The sequence below is a fragment of the Streptomyces sp. MUSC 14 genome (genome assembly GCF_001866675.1).
Classification (GTDB): Bacteria; Actinomycetota; Actinomycetes; order Streptomycetales; family Streptomycetaceae; genus Streptomyces.
This window is the reverse complement of record NZ_MLYN01000063.1, coordinates 49,399-67,981: the sequence shown is the minus strand read 5'-3', so window position 1 is coordinate 67,981 and position 18,583 is coordinate 49,399. Positions and strand designations below refer to the sequence as shown.

The window sequence follows — 18,583 nt, the reverse complement described above, 5'->3', positions numbered from 1 at the left end:
TCTGCTCAGTGACGTTCGTCGGCCTCCTCGCCGGGCTCGGCCGCATCGTGCCCGGCGGGCGGCAGCGCCCGGTGGCCGCCCGCGGCGTGGGCGAAGTGCTCCAGGGCCTGCCGCATCTCCTGCTCGGTCGGCTTGGCGATCTGGTTGCCGTAGAGCCAGCGGCTGAGCCGGTAACGGAGCATCTCCTTGCGCAGGTTCGGGTTGGGGATGCCGTCGGCCTCGGCCGTGGGTACCGGGAGGGGCCGGTAGTCCCTGCGGGCCAGCAGGGCGTACTCGCGCCCGCGGTCCAGCCGTTCGTGGACCTCGACGAACTCGCCGTGCGGCAGCCTCCTGAGGCGGCCGGTCTCGCGGCCGTGCAGGAGCGTGTCGCGGTCGCGCCGGGCCAGACCCAGGCAGACCCGGCGGGTGATGACGTACGCCAGCGCCGGGACGACGAAGACGCCGATGCACACCGACCAGGTGATCTGGTTCAAATTCAGGTGGAACCGCTCGGCCAGGACGTCGTTGGCACCGCCGAAGAACAGCACCAGGTACAGGGCGACGAACGAGGTGACGAACGCGGTCCGTGTGGGGTGGTCGCGCGGCTTGTCCAGGAGGTGGTGCTCGCGCTTGTCCCCGGTGACCCAGGACTCCAGGAACGGCCACAGGGCGATCACGGCCATCATCAGCGTGGGCAGGATGACGGCGGGGACCAGGACGGCCATGTTCACGGTGTGGCCGGCGACGCTGAACTCCCAGGCGGGCATGGCCCGCAGGGCGCCTTCGAGGAAGCCCATGTACCAGTCGGGCTGGGAGCCCTGGGAGATCTGGTCGGGCCGGTAGGGGCCGTACGTCCACACCGGGTTGATCTGGGCGATGCCCGCGAGCAGGCAGAGCACACCGGCGATGAGGAAGAAGAAGCCGCCGGCCTTGGCCGTGTAGTGCGGGAACAGGGGCTGGCCGACGACGTTCTTCTCGGTGCGGGCCGGCCCCCGGAACTGGGTGTGCTTGTGGTAGAAGACCAGGATCAGGTGCACGGTCAGCAGCGCCACGATGATGCCCGGGACGAGCAGGATGTGGAAGCTGTAGAAGCGGCCGATCACGTGGTGTCCGGGGAACTCGCCGCCGAAGAGGAACATCGTCAGATACGTGCCGACCAGCGGGACGGCGAGCGTGACGCCCTCGGCGATGCGCAGGCCGGTGCCGGAGAGCAGGTCGTCGGGGAGCGAGTAGCCGACGAAGCCCTCCAGGGTCACCAGGACCAGGAGTACGAAACCGATCAGCCAGTTGATCTCGCGCGGCTTGCGGAACGAGCCGGTGAGCAGGTGCCGCAGCGTGTGGGCGCACAGCGCGGCGATCATGGTGAGGGCCGACCAGTGGTGCAGCTGGCGGACGAACAGACCGCCGCGCACGTCGAAACTGATGTGGACGGTGGAGGAATAGGCCTGCGACATCGGTATGCCCTGAAGCGGAACGTAGGAGCCGTGGTAGACGGTCTCCGACATGCCCGGGTCGAAGAAGAGTGTCAGCCAGACTCCGGTCAGCAGCAGGACGACGAAACTGTAGAGCGCGATCTCGCCGAACATGAACGACCAGTGCTCGGGAAACACCTTCCGGATCAGGAACCGGAAGCTGTAGATCCCGAGCCGGCCGTCCATCCAGTCGGCCATGCGCTCGCCCTGTGGCGCCGTGCCGCGCTCGCTGTGTGGTGCTCTTTCGGTGGTGCTCATCTTCGCGCGCTCTCCCCTCGCGTGCTCGGAAGCATCCGCTTCAGTGGTCCCGCCGGTGTGCGGGCGACCGCTCCGTGCACCTCAAGTCGCCGGTTCTGAAGGCTCGTTGCTCCCGTCGGAGGCGATCGGGCAGGACGGTCGCCGGGTGCGGACCGACGGTCGCGGCGGCCGCCGGCCGGGCCGCGTACCGCCTGCCCAGGCGGGGGCCAGCTGCTGGGCGAGTGCCCGGCGCAGCCGGTGGCTCAGGCCGGCGGTGGTGCCGTGCGCGGCCAGCAGCCGGCCCAGGACGAGGGCCGACTCCACGGCCGATGTCATGCCGTGGCCGTGCGCGGGATCGAGGGTGACGAAGGCGTCGCCGACGACGAGGAACCGGTCGGGCCAGCGGCGCAGCTTCTCGTAGTGACGCCAGCGGTGCTCCGGCCGGCGGCAGCCGTAGACCGGGCCGAGGGGCGTCGCGGCGTGGATGACCTCGTGCAGCAGCGGGTGGCACAGGGCGGCCGCGGCGCGCAGGAGTTCCGCGTGGCCGGCCGGCGGCGGGGCGCCGTCGGCGGCGCTCAGGGTCACCGACCAGCGTCCGCCCTCGACGGGGTGGAGCATCCCCTGACGGGGATCGCCGGGTGCGCCCGTGAGCAGCAGGGCGCTCCAGTCGGCGACGTGTCCGACGGGGGGCGCGTAGACCGTGGAGGCGTACGTCGTCCGGGTGGCGAACGCGGTTTCCCACGGCGGCTGGTAGCCGATCCCGGCCAGCCATCGGGGGGCTCGCGAGGTGCGCCCGGAGGCGTCCACCACGAAGTCGGCGGGGATCGGGCGGCGGGGGCCGAAGCCCTGGGCGGCGCTGTGGTCCCGGGCGCGGACCCACACGCCTTCGACGGTGTCGTGCCGACCGGGCTCCAGGGAGACGACCTCGTGCTCCTGGAGGAAGGTCACCTTCGGATCGGCGCGCACCCGGTCGCGCAGGACCGCGTCGATCAGGTCCCGGCCCGCGCTCAGCAGGGCCGGACCCCCGCCGGACCGGGGCAGCGGGCCGGCCGGGCCGAGCACCAGCAGGTCCTCGGGCATCCGCAGCCGGACCGCTCCGGCGGCGGTGAGGTCCCGGGCGATGCCGGGGAACAGCTCGTCCAGGCCGTGCTGGGCGGCGGCCGTGAGGGTGTGGGTATGGCGGGCCTGGGGTACACCCCGGCGCCGGAACGGCCCATGGGCCGCCGGGTCACGCTCGATGACGGTGACCCGGTCCATGAAGCCGGCCAGGGCCCCGGCCGCGGTCAGCCCGGCCGGGCCGGAGCCGATCACCACGGCGTGACCATGGCCCCCACCCCGGCCGACGGCCGCTGCCCGCACGCTCATCTGCAGTGCCCCTCTCATGAACAGCTCCCGACGAACACCCGCGGTGTCACCAGGCCGCGCTGCCGCACCCGGCCCCTGCACAGCGGCGGCACACCACACCAACGGCGTTCACCAGAACCGATCACCACGGCCAGACCGACGACCCCCGCCCGCACGCTCATCTGCCACGCCCCTCCCATGAACAGTTCCCGACGAACACCCCCGACCCCACCAGACCACGCTGCCGCACCCGGCCCCTGCACAGCGGCGGCACACCACACCAACGGCGCTCACCAGAACCGATCACCACGGCCAGACCGACGACCCCCGCCCGCACGCTCATCTGCCACGCCCCTCCCATGAACAGTTCCCGACGAACACCCCCGACCCCACCAGACCACGCTGCCGCACCCGGCCCCTGCACAGCGGCGGCACACCACACCAACGGCGCTCACCGGGTTCCGATGGCGTAGGTGGTGCCGTCCGTGACGGCCTGGAGTTTGTCCGGGTTGGCCACGTTGTGCAGGGCGGTGATCCGGCCGTCGGCGTCGAAGTCGAAGGTGACGGTGGCGATGACGCGCTCCGGACCGCGGAACACGATGCCCGCCCCGCCGTTGATCTGGACGAGTTCGGCCTGCATGTCGGCGGGCTCGACGTCCTGGTAGGTGACGGTGCCGATGGCCGCGAACCAGCCGGCCACCGTGGCGGCGCCCACGACCGGGCGCAGGGCCTGGCGGACCTTGCCGCCGCCGTCGGTCCACAGGGTGACGTCCGGCGAGAGCAGTTCCATCAGGGCGTTGACGTCACCGCCGGTCGTGGCGGCGAAGAACCGCTCGGTGACCTCGCGTTGCCGGGACCGGTCGGCGGCGAAGCGCGGCCGTCTGGCCCGCACGTGTTCGCGGGCCCGGTGTGCGGCCTGGCGCACCGCTGCCTCTGATCGTTCCACCGCCTCGGCGATCTCGGCGTGGCTGAAGTCGAAGACCTCCTTGAGCACGAACACCGCGCGCTCCAGCGGGCTGAGTGTCTCCAGCACCACCAGCATGCCCATCGACACCGACTCGGCGTCCACGGCGGCCTCGGCGGGCCCCCCGTCGGTGACGATGGGCTCGGGCAGCCACGGCCCCACATAGGTCTCCCGCTTGCGCCGGGTGGAGCGCAGCCGTTCCAGCGCCAGGTTCGACACGATCCGCGTCAAGTACGCCTTGGGATCGGCCACTTGGGAGCGGTCCGCGGCGGACCACTTGAACCAGGCGTCCTGGACGGCGTCCTCGGCGTCGGCCGCGCTGCCGAGGAGGCGGTAGGCCACGGAGAACAGCAGGTTGCGGTGCTCGTCGAAGACCTGCTGGTCGGGGTCGGTGGCGGACAGGCCGGTCACCTGGTCCCCCGGATGCGGGTGAAGCGGCCGCCGCGGGGCCAGAACGCGCCGGAGGCCGGCATCTTCTTCATACGGCCGTACGTCGGCCAGGGCGAGGCCGTCACCGTCTCCTTGTATCTGACCGCCAGGGCACCGGTCAGGCAGATCTTCCGGGGGCTGTCGTCGGGGCGGGTGAACTGCACGACGGCGTCACCGCGGCCCAGGCTGACCGGCGTGTGGTAGTAGCCGAACCGGAACGGCCTCGGCCGCCTGCCCCGCAGCGTGCGGTCGATGCAGAGCGCGGCGTGCACTCCGGTCGGCATGCCGCCCTGGCAGGTGCCGTGCATGACGCCGTAGCCCTGGCGGATCGCGGCCGCGTCGCCGATCGCGTACACCTCGGGGTGGGACACCGAGCGCAGCGTGGTGTCGGTGACGATGCGGCCGCGCTCGTCGACGTCCAGTCCGGCGGCGGCCGCGAGCGGCGACACCCGGGTCCCGCTCGTCCACAGGACCGCGTCGGCGTCGATGTGCTCCCCGCCCGCCAGTTCCACCGCGCCCGGCAGCACCTTCACCACCTCGGCCCCGGCGCGCACCCGCACGCCCAACCGGTCGAGCGCGGCGCGCAGATGGGCCCTGGCCCTCGGGTTCATGGCGGCACCGGGCTCGGTCCGGCCCAGCAGGACGACCTCCAGTTCCGGGTGCCGCTCGGCGATCTCGGCGGCCGACTCGATGCCGGTCAGGCCGCTGCCGACGACCGCCACCGTGCCGCCGCCGAGCCGTCCCAGCCGGTCGGCGAGCAACTCGGCGTCCTGGGCGCTGCTCAGGGTGTACGCGTGGTCCTCGGCTCCCGGTACCGCCGACGTGTCCGCGGCGCTGCCCAGCCCGTACACCAGCGTGTCGTAGCGCAGGACCCGGTCGTCGTCGATCCGCACGCTCTTCGCCGCCGCGTCCACCGCCGTCACCCAGCCCCGCACGAACCGCGCCCCCGTTCCCTGGAGCAGCTCCGGGATGCTCAGTTCGGCGAGCCGCTGCGCGGTCGCCGTCATGTGCAGCCGCATGCGCTCGGTGAACCGCTCCTGGGCGTCGACCACGGTCACCTCCACCCCGGCACGCCCCTTGACCCGGGCCGCGAGCTGGACGGCCGCCGACATGCCCGCGTATCCCGCCCCCAGGACGACCACGCGGTGCGCGGTCGCCGTACCGGTCTCCTGTCGTGCGCCCATCGCCTCATCCGCCTCCTCGTCGCGCTTGCCGACAACCACCAGACGGGAGCAGGCGGCTCGGACGTGACATGAGCGAGGTGTGATGCATGACACATGCGGACATGGAGTATCGCTGGAGCATTTGTCCAAGTGGCCTTTATCGCCGGCTTCGCTGTCGCTGTCCGCGTGTAAGTTCGCGGATATGTCCGTGTGTTGGGAGAGTCCGCGAACGGCCCCGTACGGAATTCCAGCCAGCAATTCCTCACTCCGGCCTGAGACAGGTTTCCTCACGCGTTCCGATGAATTCACGGGTCGCGTTCAGATCGCTCTGGGGTGGAAATGATCAACTCGCTCGACATGCAGGAAATAGCCCGACGCGCGGTCTGTCCCCCCGGACAGCACCAGAACGTCCAAAAGACGCTGGACGACTACGGATTCGCCGTCCTCCAGCCCGGCGGAGCCGACGACCACAGCCTCGACGACCTCATGTCGGAGCTGGGCGAACCGGTCGAGTACGGCTTCGGCACCAAGCTCGACCTCCAGCCGAAGGAGGGCTCCGACAACCTGCAGTTCACCACCCGCGGGATGCCGCTGCACACCGACGGCCTCTTCAACGCCGGACCGGAGGTCAGGTACATCGGCATGCACTGCGTGACGGCGCCCGAAACCGGCGGCGAGACACTGATCGCGAGCAATGCCGCGTTCTTCGCCCAGGCGCCGCCCGATCTGCTCGAGGTCCTACGCGGTGTCACCATCGAGTACCGCAACCGGATCTCCGGCTACTACCGCGACCAGGCGGAGGAGCGCCCGCTCCGGGTGGCCCCGATCCAGGAGGATCCGGTCACCGGCAAGACGCGGCTGGTCATCGGCCTCACCGACCCCGACGACCCGTCGCGCACCCATGACGCGACGGTCGTGGGCCGCACGGCCGAAGAGAGCGCCGAGCTGCTCGACCGGATCACGGCGGTGCTGCACCGGCCGAGCGTGCTCTACGCCCACAAGTGGCGGGTCGGCGAAGTGATCGTCCAGGACAACCGGCAGGTCGTCCATGGCCGTGCCGCCTTCCCGGACCAGCCGCGCAAGCTGGTCCGCCTGTCGGTCGCGTGAGAGGGGCGGCCCGATGAACACGTATCCCTCGCTGCTCCTGGACGTACGCGGCCGGCGCACCGGCCTCGTGACACGGCTCGACGGCGCCGGGGAACCCGGCGACACCGGGCGGCTCGTGGTGGAGGAGTTCGGCCGCGGGTTGCCGCTGCCCTCCGGCGGCCCGGACGACTGCAACACGATCGAGTGGACCGGTGACCGTGTCACCGTCCGCACGAGCCGGCAGAACCTCACGCTCCTGCGCTACTGGCGGCAGCCGGGCACAAGCCGCCTCCTGATCGGAACCGACCTGGCCGAGCTCACCGCACGAGCCATCGCGTGCGTGGGCGCGGAATCCGATCGCGTCGCGCAGATCCGCGCCGTCCGCGCCTCGGTCCGCACGATCGGCGGTGGTCGTACCGTCGTCTTCTCCCGCTCCGCGGACGGCGAGTCGACGGAGGTCACCGAGACCGTGTCGATGGGCTGGCAGGCCTCTCCCCCGACCGGCGAGAGCGCCGTCGAGGCCGGGGCCCGGCAGATCGAGGTGCTGCGCCGGGAGATCATCGCCTCCGGCACGCCGCGGCCCGTGACCGTCGTCGTCTCCGGCGGAGTGGACTCCGGGCTCGTCGCGGCGCTCGCGAAGCAGGCCGGGATCCTCGATCACCTCGCCACGCTGGGCACCCCGTGGGGTGACGAGTACGCCGCGGCCGACGAGCTCGGAGCCCACCTCGGCATGCCGGTCCGGCACGTCGCGCTCTCCGAGGAGGACGTCCTGCGGGCGATCCCGGAAACCGTCCGGATGCTCGGCGTTCCCAACCGGGAGATGGTCGCCGGAGGCGTCAACCTCGTCGCGGTCTACCGGGAGGGCAGGATTCCCGCCGGCACCATCCTGACCGGCATCGGCGCCGACTACATCAACTCCGGGCTCCGGGTCGAGGCGGGCACCGTGCCCGATCTCCGGCGTGCCGTCGCCCAGTGCCTGGCCGACGGAGCCCTGGGCGGCGAGTGGACCGGTGCGGGTGCCGCGGCGTACGGCTACGCCCTGCGCCACATGTACTGGAACACGCCCGTCATCCAGGCGGCCCTGGACACCGCCCCAGAGGTCATGCGCCATCGGGACCGGGAGAAGGGGCACATGCGGGCCGCGGCGGAGGCGCTCCTGCCGCCGGAGATCGCGTGGCGGCCGAAGCAGGCCATGCACCACGGCAGCGGTGTCCAGCGCAATCTCGACGGCGCCGTCGCCCGTCTGATCGGCCTGGAGAGCGTCGACGTGGAGCGCTTCTACGAACTGCTCGCCACTGAACAGGCCGGTGCGCTGGTCGAGTCGCCTTACGAGCCGATCGACCCGGACAAGTGCCTGCGGGCGGCGATGTCCGCCTACGTCCATGAGTACCGCTGAGAACAGGGGAAAGCCGTGGCACTGATCACCATCGAGGACGTCGAGGGTATTCGGGTCCTGACCCTGGCCCACGAGAAGCCGACGAATCCGTTCGGCAAGGAGATGGCCGAGGCCTTCGTGACCGCTCTGCGCGCAGCGGACCGCGACGACAGCGTGGGAGCGATCGTCGTGAGCGGCGGACCTGACCGGAGCTTCAGCGCGGGCGGGGACTTCAACGAGGTCCTGCTGCTGGCGACGGACGAGTCGGTCGACGAGCTCATCGACTGGATCACCGACCTCTACCTGACGGTCCTGAACACGGGCAAGCCGACGATCGCGGCGATCGACCGCTACGCCATCGGCCTGGGCTTCCAGTTGGCCATGATGTTCGACTGGAAGATCATGTCGACCCGGGCGAACCTGATCATGCCGGAGCTGGAGCACGGCATCGGAGCCTCCATGGGGGCCGCCATCCTCTCCACCATCAGCAGTTACGACATCGCCCGGCACGCCATCATGTCCTGCCGCCCGATCGGCGCCGACACCGCTCTTCGCTGGGGAATGGCGGACGAGTCCTGTGAGCCGGAGTTCCTGCTCGACCGGGCGGTGCAGCGGGCATGGCGGATGGCACGCTTCCCCGAGGTCGCGTTCTCGGCCACCAAACACGTGCTCACCGGAAGGCTGCGGGCGACCCTGGAGCAGACCCGCGAGGATTCGAAGGCCGTGCACCGCAAGGCCTTCGCGGCGAAGGCGATGCACAAGCACTTCCACAACATCCTGGGCAGGGACGTCGAAACCGCGGCGAGCGCGACGTCGTGACGCTGTACCAGGAACTGTGCGGCATCGCCCGGCGTCTGCCGGACTCGACGGCCATGGTGTCCTACGACGGCACCGCGGTCTCCTACGACCGGTTCGTCGAGACCACCGACGCCATCGCCGGCCGGCTCGACGCCGCCCCGCCCGGCTCCGTCGTCGGCCTGGCGCTGGACGATCCCGTCACCTTCGTCTGCGCCTACTTCGCCGCCGCCAGGCTGCAGTTGGTCATCGTGCTCCTGGACAGCAGGGCGACACCTGAGGAGACGGCGCGCCTCTCGGCCAGGTTCGACCTGGACATGGTGCTGCGCGACGGCCCCGCCGGCATCGGCTCCATCGTGGTGGAGCCGACCGCACGAGGTGGCGAGGGGGTCCCCGAGAGGTCCGCCCACGCCGCGCAGGCGCTCCACTCGTACCTGCCCACGGACTTCGTCGTGCACTGCACCTCGGGCTCGACCGGTGAGCCGAAGGGCATCGTGATGAGCCAGGCGGCCGTCATGGAGCGGGTGAACTCCTGGGCGGGCGAGGCCGGCCTGGGACCCTCGGACGTGGTGCTGTGCGCGCTGCCGCTCTGGCACGGCCACGGCATCGACGTGCTGACACTGCCCGGCCTGCTGAGGGGGGCGAAGGTCGTCTTCACCCGCGGCTCGCATCTGACGGGCCGCGGCCTGGCACGCGTCATCGCCGATCACGCGGTGACCTTCGTCAGCGGTCTGCCGGTGATGTACCAGATGCTCGTCGCGGCCGACCGGGTCGACCCTTCCATGCTCGGCTCCCTGCGGTTCGCCCTCACCGGAAGCGCCCCCGTCACCGTCGACACCCAGGCGCGCTTCGGCGAGCGGTTCGGCCTGCCGCTGCGCCAGGGCTACGGGCTGGGCGAGATCGGCATCATCACGTACGACGCCGACAACGCGGGACCGGGCACGATCGGGCTGCCGCTCCCGGGGATCGAGTGGCGGCTGGAGCCGGTCGACGCGTTCGACGGCGAGGAACAGATCTGCGAACTCCTGGTGCGCGGACCGGCCCTGGCCCGCGGGTACTACCGGGACCCGGCAGCGGAGTCGGCGATGTTCGTGGACGGCTGGCTGCGCACCCACGATCTCGTCGTCGCACGGCCGGAAGGCTGGTTCGTCCGCGGCCGCACATCCACGTTCATCAACGTCACGGGCAACAAGGTCGCGCCGATCGATGTCGAGACGGCACTGCGCAGGTGCGACGGTGTCATCGACTGCGGGGTCGTCGGGGTGCCCGACGGGGAGGGCGGCGAACAGGTCGCCGCGCTGGTCGTGACCGACTCCGGATGCGATCCGGCGTCGGTCCGCCGGCAGGTCGCCGCACATCTGCTCCCGTATCAGCTGCCCCAGACGTACCGGTTCGCCGCCGCGCTGCCGCGGACCCCGGTCGGAAAGACCGACTACGAGGCGGTCAAGCGCATCGTCCGGGACGAGGACGCACGCACGGAGGCACTCGCGGAAGCACGCACGCCATGACTCTCGTGGCAGACATCGGCCTGCGACACCCGCTCGCCGGGACCGGGCACCCGGCGCGGGTCGCCGTGCGGTGGTGCGGCCGGTCGATGACGTACGCGCAGCTGGAGGCCGCGGTCAGCACCCTGGCCGAGCGGCTCTCCGTGGCCGACGTGGCCCGCGCGAGCGTCCTGGTCATGGGGCCGCTGTCACCCGCGTACCTGGTCGGGTTGCTGGCCGCGTGGCGCGCCGGCGCGGTGCCCGTGCCGGTGGACGCCGGACTGACTCCGCCGCAGTACGCCTGGCTCGAACAGCGCACCCGCCCCGCCGCGGTGATCAGTCACGATGCCACCCCGGCCGACCAGTACCGAGGGACGGTCCGAGGAGTGACCGAGATCGTCCTGGACTCCGGCAGCGGCACGGTCCTCCTCGAATCCGTCCCGCACACCGAGTGGCGGGCGCCGAGGTTCCAGGACCCGGACGCCGGCTATGTGATCCCCACGTCCGGCTCGACCGGGGAGCCGAAGGCCGTCGTCGGCAGCCGTCGCGGCCTGGGCCTCTTCCTCGACTGGTTCCGCGACGAGTTCGGTCTCGCCGAGTCGGACCGGTGCGCCGCCGTCACCCGGGTGAACTTCGACCCCTCGCTGCGGGAACTGCTCGGCGTGCTCGGCGCGGGCGGCGTGCTGTCGCTGCCCCCCGTCGACGTGCAGCTCGATCTGCCGGCACTGGCCGACCATCTGGTCGGCAGCGACCCGACGACGGCGTTCCTCGTCCCGTCCATCGCGACCCGGCTGGCCGAGGAACCGCGGCTCACGGCGGCCGGACTGCCCAGGCTGCGGCTGGTCTTCTTCGCCGGCGAGGTCCTCGGCCGGCGCGTGGTGGAGCAGTGGGCCGCCCTCGCACCCGGCGCCGAGATCGTCAACCTGTACGGCCAGACCGAGGCGACGCTCGCGCAGTTGTACCGACGTGACGTGCAGTGCCTCGACCACGGTGCCGCGCGGCCGATACCCGTCGGGGTGCCGCGCCCCGGCGTCGAAGTGGCCCTCCGCGACCTCGACGACACCGGAGTCGGTGAGGTGCTCGTCACCTCGCGGGCACCGGCGCTCGGCATCCTGCGCACCGGCACCGGTGACCGGCACCGGACGGCTCCGTTCCCCGTGCCCCTGCCGACCGGCGATCTCGGCCGCCGCACCGACGACGGCGCCCTGGTGATCGTCGGCCGGAGCGGCAACGACATCAAGTTCGGCGGCCGGCGGGTGTCCTTCCAGCCCCTGATCGACGACATCGAGGCGTTGCCCGGGGTACGGCAGTGCGTGGTCCTCGACCACGGGGGCCCGCAGCTCTTCCTCGCCACCGCGCCGGGCGCGGTTCCCGCCGAGGAGCCGCTGCGCAGCGCGGTCCTCGGCCTCGGCCGCGGCCGGCGGCTGCCACGGTTCGCCCTGCACGTGCGGTCCGCCCTGCCGATGCTGCGCAGCGGCAAGGTGGACCGGCAGGCCCTGCTCGCGTCCCTGGAGCCGCTCACCGTCCCGCCGTCCGCCGATCCCCACGGTGCCGCCGGGCCCGGGGTCGAGCGGCACCTGCGCACCCTGCTGGGCATCGACGAGGACAGCTCCGGCCTGGTCGACGCCGGCGTCTCGTCACTGGAGATGCTCGCGGCGATGGCGAGCATCAACCGCGTCCACGGGGTGCGGCTGACCGTCACGGAGGCCTTCGGCCTGCGCGACGTGCCGTCCCTGGCCCGCGAGATCGAGCGCAGGCGCCGCCCGGCCGGCTCCGGCGCCGCCGACACCCCCTGCCCGCCCGCGCCGACGGCGCCGGACCGCTGTCCGCTGTCGTCCCGTCAGCTGGCCTACATGTGGATCTGCATGTCGGGCGGCAACGCGAACTGGTGCAACATCTCCCGCGAGATCCCCGTCGCGCGGCGGTTGTCCGAGACGGCGCTCACCGAGGCGCTCCGGTCCCTGTTCGTACGGCACGACGTGCTGGGGCTGGCCCTCACCGCCGACTGGCAGGAACAGACCTGGACCGAGCCGGCGGAACTGTCCTGTGCGGTGCGCGTCGTGGACATCGACGCCGAGCCGGACTCGTCGGCCTTCCGCGAGGGCGTACACGCCGCGCGTACCGCGCTGGTGTCCGAGCTGATCGACCCGGAGGCCGCGCCGCCGGTCCGGGCGGCGCTCGTCAGGGGAACCACCGGCAGTTCGGTCCTCCTGGTGGCACATCACCTGTTCGTGGACGGACTGGGCCTGGACGCACTGGCCGGCGAGCTGCGGGCCGCGCTGTCCGGCCGGAGCCCGGACCCCGTCCCGGATCAGGACCACGGCGGTTACCGGGCGTTCTGCCTCGCGACGGCGAGGCGGCGGGAGCCGGGCCCGGCGGCCGCGTACTGGCGGAGCCTGCTGGAGGGGGTCACCCAGGTCGAACTGCCCGAAGCCACCGGGCCCGACGGGGCTCGGGGCGAGCTGCTCTCGCTGCCCCTGGGCACCGTGTGCACACGCCAGGTCCACATGATCGCCGAGGAGTCGGGCGTCTCCGCGTTCACCGTCGTCCTGGCCGCCTTCGAGCAGGCGGTCGCCGCCACGTTCGGGCTCGACCGTCCTCCTGTCATCGTCATGAGCCAGCACCGCGGCGAGACCGATGCCGCCGTCGTCGGCAACTTCACCACGAGTCTGATCGTCCGCGGACCGGGCGCACCGTCCCTGCGGGACGGCATCGGCGCCATGGCGCGTCAGCTGGCCGACGGCACGCGGTACGCCGACTGGGAGTTCGACCAGCGGGCCGCCGATCTGGGGCTGGGCGAGACGGACCGCTTTCCGGTGTCCACGGTCCTGTTCAACCAGCGGCCGATGCCGCGAGATCTGCGTGCCCGCGACCTCGGCGCCTGGAGCCCGAGGTCGCTCGGCCGTGCGCTGCGCTACCAACTGCAGGGGGAACTTCAGATGTCCGGGCCCGAGATGGTCATGACGTACTACTACCGCAGGGGAATCTCCGGCGCCGATGTGATCGGGCGCGTGCACCGCGGGCTGCTGCGGGCGATCCGCGCGGGCCGGGAGGCGACCCATGACTGAACCCGTCGAGACGATCACCGTGCCGGCCTCGCGGGGACCGCAGGCACCGGACCACCTGCTCGGACCGCTCCAGCGCGCCTATCTGGTCGGCGACCAGGACGGGCTCGAACTGCGCGGTCCGGCCCGGTACTACGTCGCCTGCGAGCTGCGGGTATCCGCCGTGGACGCCGTCCGACGGCGCCTGGACCGTCTGGTGCGGGAGAACCTGATCCTGCGCACGCGCGTCGGGGACGACCTGACCCCGACGCCGGTCGCGGGGGAAGCGGTCGTCCCGGTCGCCGTACTGGACGCGACGGAGGCCACCTTCGACTCCGTCGACAGCGGTGTCCGCGACGAGTTCCGCTCGGACGCGCTCGCGTTCGGCGCCTGGCCCCAGCTGCGGGTCACCGTGGTGCGCTCGGCACGGCGGGCACGGATCCACCTCGTCTACACGCTGTGGCTGATGGACGCCGCGTCGCTCGCCCGGTTCCTGGAAGGGCTGGTCCGCGACGTCGACGGCGTGGCAGCCGGCCCCGAGCCGGCCCCGCCGTCCGGCCGGCGGCGGGAGCGTGACGAACGCTACTGGCGCGAGGTGGCGCCCACGCTGCCGGAGTCCGCCGAGGTACCGCTGCGGCCCGACTGGCGGCACGCGGGCCCGGCCGTGACGCACCGGATGCTGCACCTCGACCGGCCTGTGGCGGAGGCGATCACCCAGCGGGCCGGCCGGCACGGCCTGACCGTGCCGATGGTGTTCCTCGCGGTGTACGGGGCGCTCCTCGGCGGCGTCGGCGGCGACCAGCCGCACACCATCACCCTCGTGCTCTCGCGGCAGGACCCGTACGCCGGCGCCGGGCAGCTCGGCAACCACGGCACCCCCCTCCCGGTGGCGATACCGGCGGCCGGAGGGCGCGACTTCGTCTCGCTGGCGCGTGAGGTGCAGGGCCGCGTCCTGGAACAGTCGCTGCACTCGTCGCTCAGCGGTCCCGAGATCGTCCGCCTGGCCGCCCCGGCCGCCGACCGGCGCCGGCTGCTGTACCCGTTCGCGTTCACCGCGACCGAACTCGACACGCCGCGGGAAGCGGCGCTCGGCCTGCGGCGGGACTGGGACACCGCGCAACTGCGCGTGCCACAGGTCCTGTTGGACCATCAGGTCGTCGTGGACGGCGACGGCACCATCCGCCTGGGCTTCGACTGGCGCACCGACGCGTTCGACGAAGGCTTCCTCGACGACTTCATCGGGCAGTACGCCCACGCGGTCGACCGCCTGGCGGCCGACGGCGCCGACTGGACCGGCCCGGCCGGACGCACGCTCCCCGCGGCCGGCGGCGTCCGCCCCGCGGAACACGGCGGAGCGACGCTGCAGCAGCGGGTGCTGGAGACCGTCGAGCGGATGCCCGGCGCACCGGCGGTCCGGGACCGTGACGGGGTGCTGACGTACGCGGCTCTGGCCGACGCCGCCGCCGAGGTCGCGCAGCGGCTCGTGAGCGCGGGCGCCGTCGTCGGCGATCACGTCGCGATCCATCTGCCGCGCGGCCGCGGCCAGGTCGTGGCGATCCTCGGCGCGCTGCTCGCCGGCTGCGTGTACGTCCCGCTGGACTGGGGGCTGCCCCAGGGACGGCTCGACCGGATCACCCGTCAGGCCCGGCTGCGCTTCGCGGTGACAGGGGACGAGGGCAGCGTCGCCGACGCGTGGCACCGGCGCGAGGTGCGCACGGTCGCCGTGCCGACGGCGGCCCCGGGCAAGCGCCGGCTGCCGGACCGCGGCGCGCCCGACGTCGCCTACGTGATCTTCACGTCCGGGTCGACGGGCGAGCCGAAGGGCGTGGTCGTCCGCCACCGCGCGGTGCTGAACACCATCGAGGCGGTCAACGACCTGATCGGGCTGGAGCCGTCCGACAGTGTGCTGTCGGTGTCCTCGATCGGCTTCGACCTGTCGGTGTACGACGTCTTCGGTCCGCTGCTCGTCGGCGCCGCGGTCGTCATGCCGCCGGAGGACACCGCGCGCACCCCGTCGGCCTGGACGAGGATCGCCACGGAGCACTCGGTGACCGTCTGGAACTCGGCTCCGGCGCTGGCCGCCCTACTCGCGGAGGAGGGCGGCGCCCTTCCTTCGATCCGTTCCTTCCTGCTCAGCGGCGACTGGATCCCGCTGCACCTTCCCGCCGGGCTGGAGCGGTTGTCCCCCGGGGCGGAGGTGTTCAGCCTGGGCGGTGCGACCGAGGGGGCGATCTGGTCGATCCACCACCGGATCACGCCGGCCGACCGCACCGGCCGGTCGATCCCGTACGGGAGGCCGCTGGCCGGCCAGGACATCCTGGTGCTGGACGCCCGGCGCAACGTGTGCCCGGACTGGCACATCGGCGAGATCCACATCGCGGGCCGTGGAGTCGCCGACGGGTACCTGAACGACCCGGAGCGGACCTCGCAGGCCTTCGTCGACGACCCGGTGCACGGCTGGATCTACCGCACCGGCGACCGCGGCCGCCGCGGCCCGGACGGCGTCGTCGAGCTGCTCGGCCGCGTCGACACCCAGGTCAAGGTCAACGGCTACCGGGTCGAGCTGGGCGAGATCGAATCGCTGCTCAACGCCATGGGCCACGTGCGCCGGAGCGCCGCGTGCGCCCCACGGGGCGGCGGCGGTGTCCTCGCCTACGTCACGCTGTCCGCCGACGCCGCCCCCGACTGGCGTGAGCGCAGCATGGCCGCGCTGCGCGACGAACTGCCCTCGTACATGGTCCCCTACGCGCTCGTCGCCCTCGACGAGATCCCGCTGACCTCCAACGGCAAGGTGGACCACCGCCGGCTGAGCACGGCGGCGACGCCGCCCGCCGGGCCGGCGGATGCAGCCGCGCTGCCCGACCGGGGACCACACGTCCAGGAGGTCGCGGCCTGCTGGACCGAGCTTCTGGGCAGGGCGCCCGGAACGGAAGGGTTCTTCGAGTCCGGCGGCAGTTCCCTCGACGCGATCCGGCTGTTGTCGATGGTGCGCAGCAGGTTCGGGTACGACATCGCGCTCGGGCGCTTCCTCGCCGACCCGACGGTGACCGGCCTTGCACAGCTGTGCAAGGCCGGACGCGGGCCGGCGAGCGAGGCGGTGTGGAGCTTCACCCCGCGCTCGGTGGCGCGTCCGCGCGGCAGGGTGATCTTCTTCCCGCCCGTCGGCGGCGGTGTCGCCGTCTACGCCGGGCTGATCCGGAACCTGCCGGCCGACCTCGACGTGCACGTGATCGGCTTCGACCGGCCCTTCGACACGGCCGGGCCCACGGCCCCGACGCTGGCCGCCGCCGCGGACGCCTGCCTGCGCCGCCTGGCCGGGCGGATCGACGACCCGGACGTGCCGTGCGTCCTCGTCGGCTGGTCGTTCGGTGGCGCGCTCGCCGCGGAGGCCGCGCGGGCGGCGGCGTACCCGATCACCAGGGTCGTCATGCTCGACACTCCCCTGTCGGCGGCGGCGCGCCACTGTGCGGACTCCGACGCGGTGTTGGTGTCCGAGTTCGTCCACGACATCCGGCGGGCGGGCGGTGTGGTGGTCTCGGCGCACGCCGTGAGCACCGATCCGGTACTGCACCGAAGGTTCGAGGTGTACCGGCAGAACAGGCTGCTGCTGCGCGACTGGCAGCCGGGCCCCGTACGGGTTCCGGTCGTCCAGTTCCGCGCCGGCGAACGGCCGGCCGAACCGGACCCGGACGCCTGGCGGGGACGGGCGCCGGCGCTGCGCACCCGCGTGCTGGCCGGTGGGCATTTCGACGTGTTCGAGGCGGAGAACCTGCGGCACGTGCAGGACGAGATCGAGGGCGGGTGGCAGTGAACGAACCAACGGTGATCAACACGATCGTCGATCAGCTGCGGCAACAGGGCTGCGGGATCGGCCCCGACGAGTACGAGGCGGATCTCATCGGCGCCGGTCTCAACTCGGTGACCATGGTCCGGCTGCTGTCCGTCCTGGAGGAGGAGTTCGACGTCGAGTTCGCCGTCGCCCGGCTCTTCCGCGAGCCGGTGACCGTCGCACGCCTCGCCGCGGAGATCGTTTCGCAGCACGGTCGGGCGGTGACGCTGCCATGACGGCGACCGGATCCCCGTCGCTCGTGGAACAGGCCCGGGACATAGCCGAGTTGGCGGGCCGGCGGGCCGAGAAGGCCGAGGCCGCCCGCACACCGGACCTCGATGTCATCGACGCACTCGTCGCCGCCGGGGCCGCACGTCACTTCGTACCGATGTCGCTCGGCGGCTCCGGCGGGACGTTCGCGGAGCTGAAGCAGGCGGCCGTCGTCATCGGTGAGCAGTGCCCGGCGACCGCCTGGTGCACGGTGGTGGCCGGGCTGATGACCCGCGCGGCCGCCTGTCTGCCGGCGGCGGGACGGCAACGGCTGTGGGCGGGCGGGCCGGACACCCTCATCGCCGGTGGTGTGACGCCCCGGGGCGTCGCGGCTCCGGTGCGGGGCGGCTGGTCGCTCTCGGGATCCTGGCCGGCGGTGTCCTCGTCGGAGCGGGCCCACTGGATCCTGCTGACCGCCGCCGTGGACGGGACCGACGGGTCCGAGCAGCGGGTGTGCCTGGTGCCGCGCGCCGAGGTGTGCGTCGATCGGACCTGGGACGACGTCGGGATGCAGGCGACCGGCAGCCATACGGCGGTCGTCGAGCGGGTCTTCGTCCCGGACACACTGACCTTTCCCGCCGGCCTCCTCACCGAGTTGGACGCCCCGGCAGCGGGCCCGGACGGTCGCGCGGTGCCGCTGCCGGCCGTGAACACGTTCCTGTTCTGTCTGCCGATGCTCGGCGCAGCCCGCGGCGCACTGCGGCACTGGAAGCGGCTGACCGGGGCGAAACTGCGGGCGCGCCCGGGTGCGTACGATCCGATGGTCGCGCACTACGCGGATGTGTTCGCGCGCAGTTCCGGTGAGACCGACGCGGCCGGACTGCTCCTCGACCGCGTCGCGCAGGTCGTCGACACCGCGCCGGTGGTCACCCGCTCGGACGTGGCGCGCAACCAGCGGGACTGCGCCTTCGCGGCCGAACTGCTGGTCCGCGCGGTGGACCGCCTCATGAGGGCGTCCGGCACCGGCGGGCACAGCACCGGCTCGGTCCTCCAGCGGCTGTGGCGCGACATCCACACCGCGGGCTCCCACGCGGCGCTCCAGTTCGGACCTGCCGCGGCCGGCTACGCCCGGTCGGAACTCACCCGCGCCGGCTGAGCCGTACCCGATGCCA

At 72.4% G+C, this 18,583-nt stretch carries 12 protein-coding genes; 8 read left to right on the top strand and 4 right to left on the bottom strand.

From position 1 onward, the window contains the following. Positions 1-5: 5 nt before the first annotated feature. From BIV25_RS36310 to BIV25_RS36295, 4 genes are all read right to left on the bottom strand, one after another. Positions 6-1,709, bottom strand: a complete 1,704-nt coding sequence (locus BIV25_RS36310; RefSeq protein ID WP_079177095.1) for a cytochrome bc complex cytochrome b subunit — start codon at positions 1,707-1,709, stop codon at positions 6-8. Positions 1,710-1,790: 81 nt separating this feature from the next. Next, positions 1,791-3,053 carry an FAD-dependent monooxygenase gene (locus tag BIV25_RS36305; RefSeq protein WP_071376786.1) on the bottom strand — a complete coding sequence of 421 codons (1,263 nt, stop codon included), beginning with the start codon at positions 3,051-3,053 and terminating at the stop codon, positions 1,791-1,793. A 430-nt stretch (positions 3,054-3,483) separates the two neighbouring features. Further along, on the bottom strand, positions 3,484-4,407 hold the full coding sequence (locus BIV25_RS36300) for an RNA polymerase sigma-70 factor (RefSeq protein ID WP_071376785.1): 924 nt from the start codon (positions 4,405-4,407) through the stop codon (positions 3,484-3,486). Beyond that, complete coding sequence (locus tag BIV25_RS36295) at positions 4,404-5,609, bottom strand: NAD(P)/FAD-dependent oxidoreductase (RefSeq protein WP_071376784.1); 1,206 nt, start codon at positions 5,607-5,609, stop codon at positions 4,404-4,406. The genes BIV25_RS36300 and BIV25_RS36295 overlap by 4 nt, the downstream gene beginning before the upstream one ends. 318 nt (positions 5,610-5,927) lie before the next feature. On the opposite strand from BIV25_RS36295, the gene BIV25_RS36290 reads away from it, so the two are divergent. From BIV25_RS36290 to BIV25_RS36255, 8 genes are read left to right on the top strand one after another with little or no spacing between them, the layout of a single operon-like run. Further along, entirely contained in the window at positions 5,928-6,695 is a 768-nt protein-coding gene (locus BIV25_RS36290; RefSeq protein ID WP_071376783.1) for a TauD/TfdA family dioxygenase, read from the top strand. 13 nt (positions 6,696-6,708) lie between these two features. Next, a complete protein-coding gene (locus BIV25_RS36285; protein WP_071376782.1) occupies positions 6,709-8,070 on the top strand; it encodes an asparagine synthase C-terminal domain-containing protein in 1,362 nt (453 codons plus the stop codon). 15 nt (positions 8,071-8,085) lie between these two features. Continuing rightward, entirely contained in the window at positions 8,086-8,868 is a 783-nt protein-coding gene (locus tag BIV25_RS36280) for an enoyl-CoA hydratase/isomerase family protein (RefSeq protein ID WP_079177092.1), read from the top strand. After that, positions 8,865-10,352 carry a class I adenylate-forming enzyme family protein gene (locus BIV25_RS36275; RefSeq protein WP_071376781.1) on the top strand — a complete coding sequence of 496 codons (1,488 nt, stop codon included), beginning with the start codon at positions 8,865-8,867 and terminating at the stop codon, positions 10,350-10,352. The genes BIV25_RS36280 and BIV25_RS36275 overlap by 4 nt, the downstream gene beginning before the upstream one ends. Further along, positions 10,349-13,396, top strand: coding sequence for an AMP-binding protein (locus BIV25_RS36270; protein WP_071376780.1), 3,048 nt, complete (start codon positions 10,349-10,351; stop codon positions 13,394-13,396). Before BIV25_RS36275 ends, BIV25_RS36270 begins: the two co-directional genes overlap by 4 nt. Further along, positions 13,389-17,183 (top strand): non-ribosomal peptide synthetase, encoded by a 3,795-nt coding sequence (locus BIV25_RS36265; RefSeq protein ID WP_071376779.1) that lies wholly within the window; start codon positions 13,389-13,391, stop codon positions 17,181-17,183. Before BIV25_RS36270 ends, BIV25_RS36265 begins: the two co-directional genes overlap by 8 nt. Further along, entirely contained in the window at positions 17,180-17,437 is a 258-nt protein-coding gene (locus BIV25_RS51565) for an acyl carrier protein (RefSeq protein ID WP_177235532.1), read from the top strand. Before BIV25_RS36265 ends, BIV25_RS51565 begins: the two co-directional genes overlap by 4 nt. After that, a complete protein-coding gene (locus BIV25_RS36255) occupies positions 17,434-18,567 on the top strand; it encodes a hypothetical protein (RefSeq protein ID WP_071376777.1) in 1,134 nt (377 codons plus the stop codon). The genes BIV25_RS51565 and BIV25_RS36255 overlap by 4 nt, the downstream gene beginning before the upstream one ends. Positions 18,568-18,583: the final 16 nt, after the last annotated feature.

Bases quoted from the DNA above. Each gene is read 5' to 3' on its own strand.
- BIV25_RS36310 (WP_079177095.1), bottom strand. From the start codon at position 1,709: ATGAGCACCACCGAAAGAGCACCACACAGCGAGCGCGGCACGGCGCCA.
- BIV25_RS36305 (WP_071376786.1), bottom strand. From the start codon at position 3,053: ATGAGCGTGCGGGCAGCGGCCGTCGGCCGGGGTGGGGGCCATGGTCAC.
- BIV25_RS36295 (WP_071376784.1), bottom strand. From the start codon at position 5,609: ATGGGCGCACGACAGGAGACCGGTACGGCGACCGCGCACCGCGTGGTC.
- BIV25_RS36290 (WP_071376783.1), top strand. From the start codon at position 5,928: ATGATCAACTCGCTCGACATGCAGGAAATAGCCCGACGCGCGGTCTGT.
- BIV25_RS36285 (WP_071376782.1), top strand. From the start codon at position 6,709: ATGAACACGTATCCCTCGCTGCTCCTGGACGTACGCGGCCGGCGCACC.
- BIV25_RS36270 (WP_071376780.1), top strand. From the start codon at position 10,349: ATGACTCTCGTGGCAGACATCGGCCTGCGACACCCGCTCGCCGGGACC.
- BIV25_RS36265 (WP_071376779.1), top strand. From the start codon at position 13,389: ATGACTGAACCCGTCGAGACGATCACCGTGCCGGCCTCGCGGGGACCG.
- BIV25_RS36255 (WP_071376777.1), top strand. From the start codon at position 17,434: ATGACGGCGACCGGATCCCCGTCGCTCGTGGAACAGGCCCGGGACATA.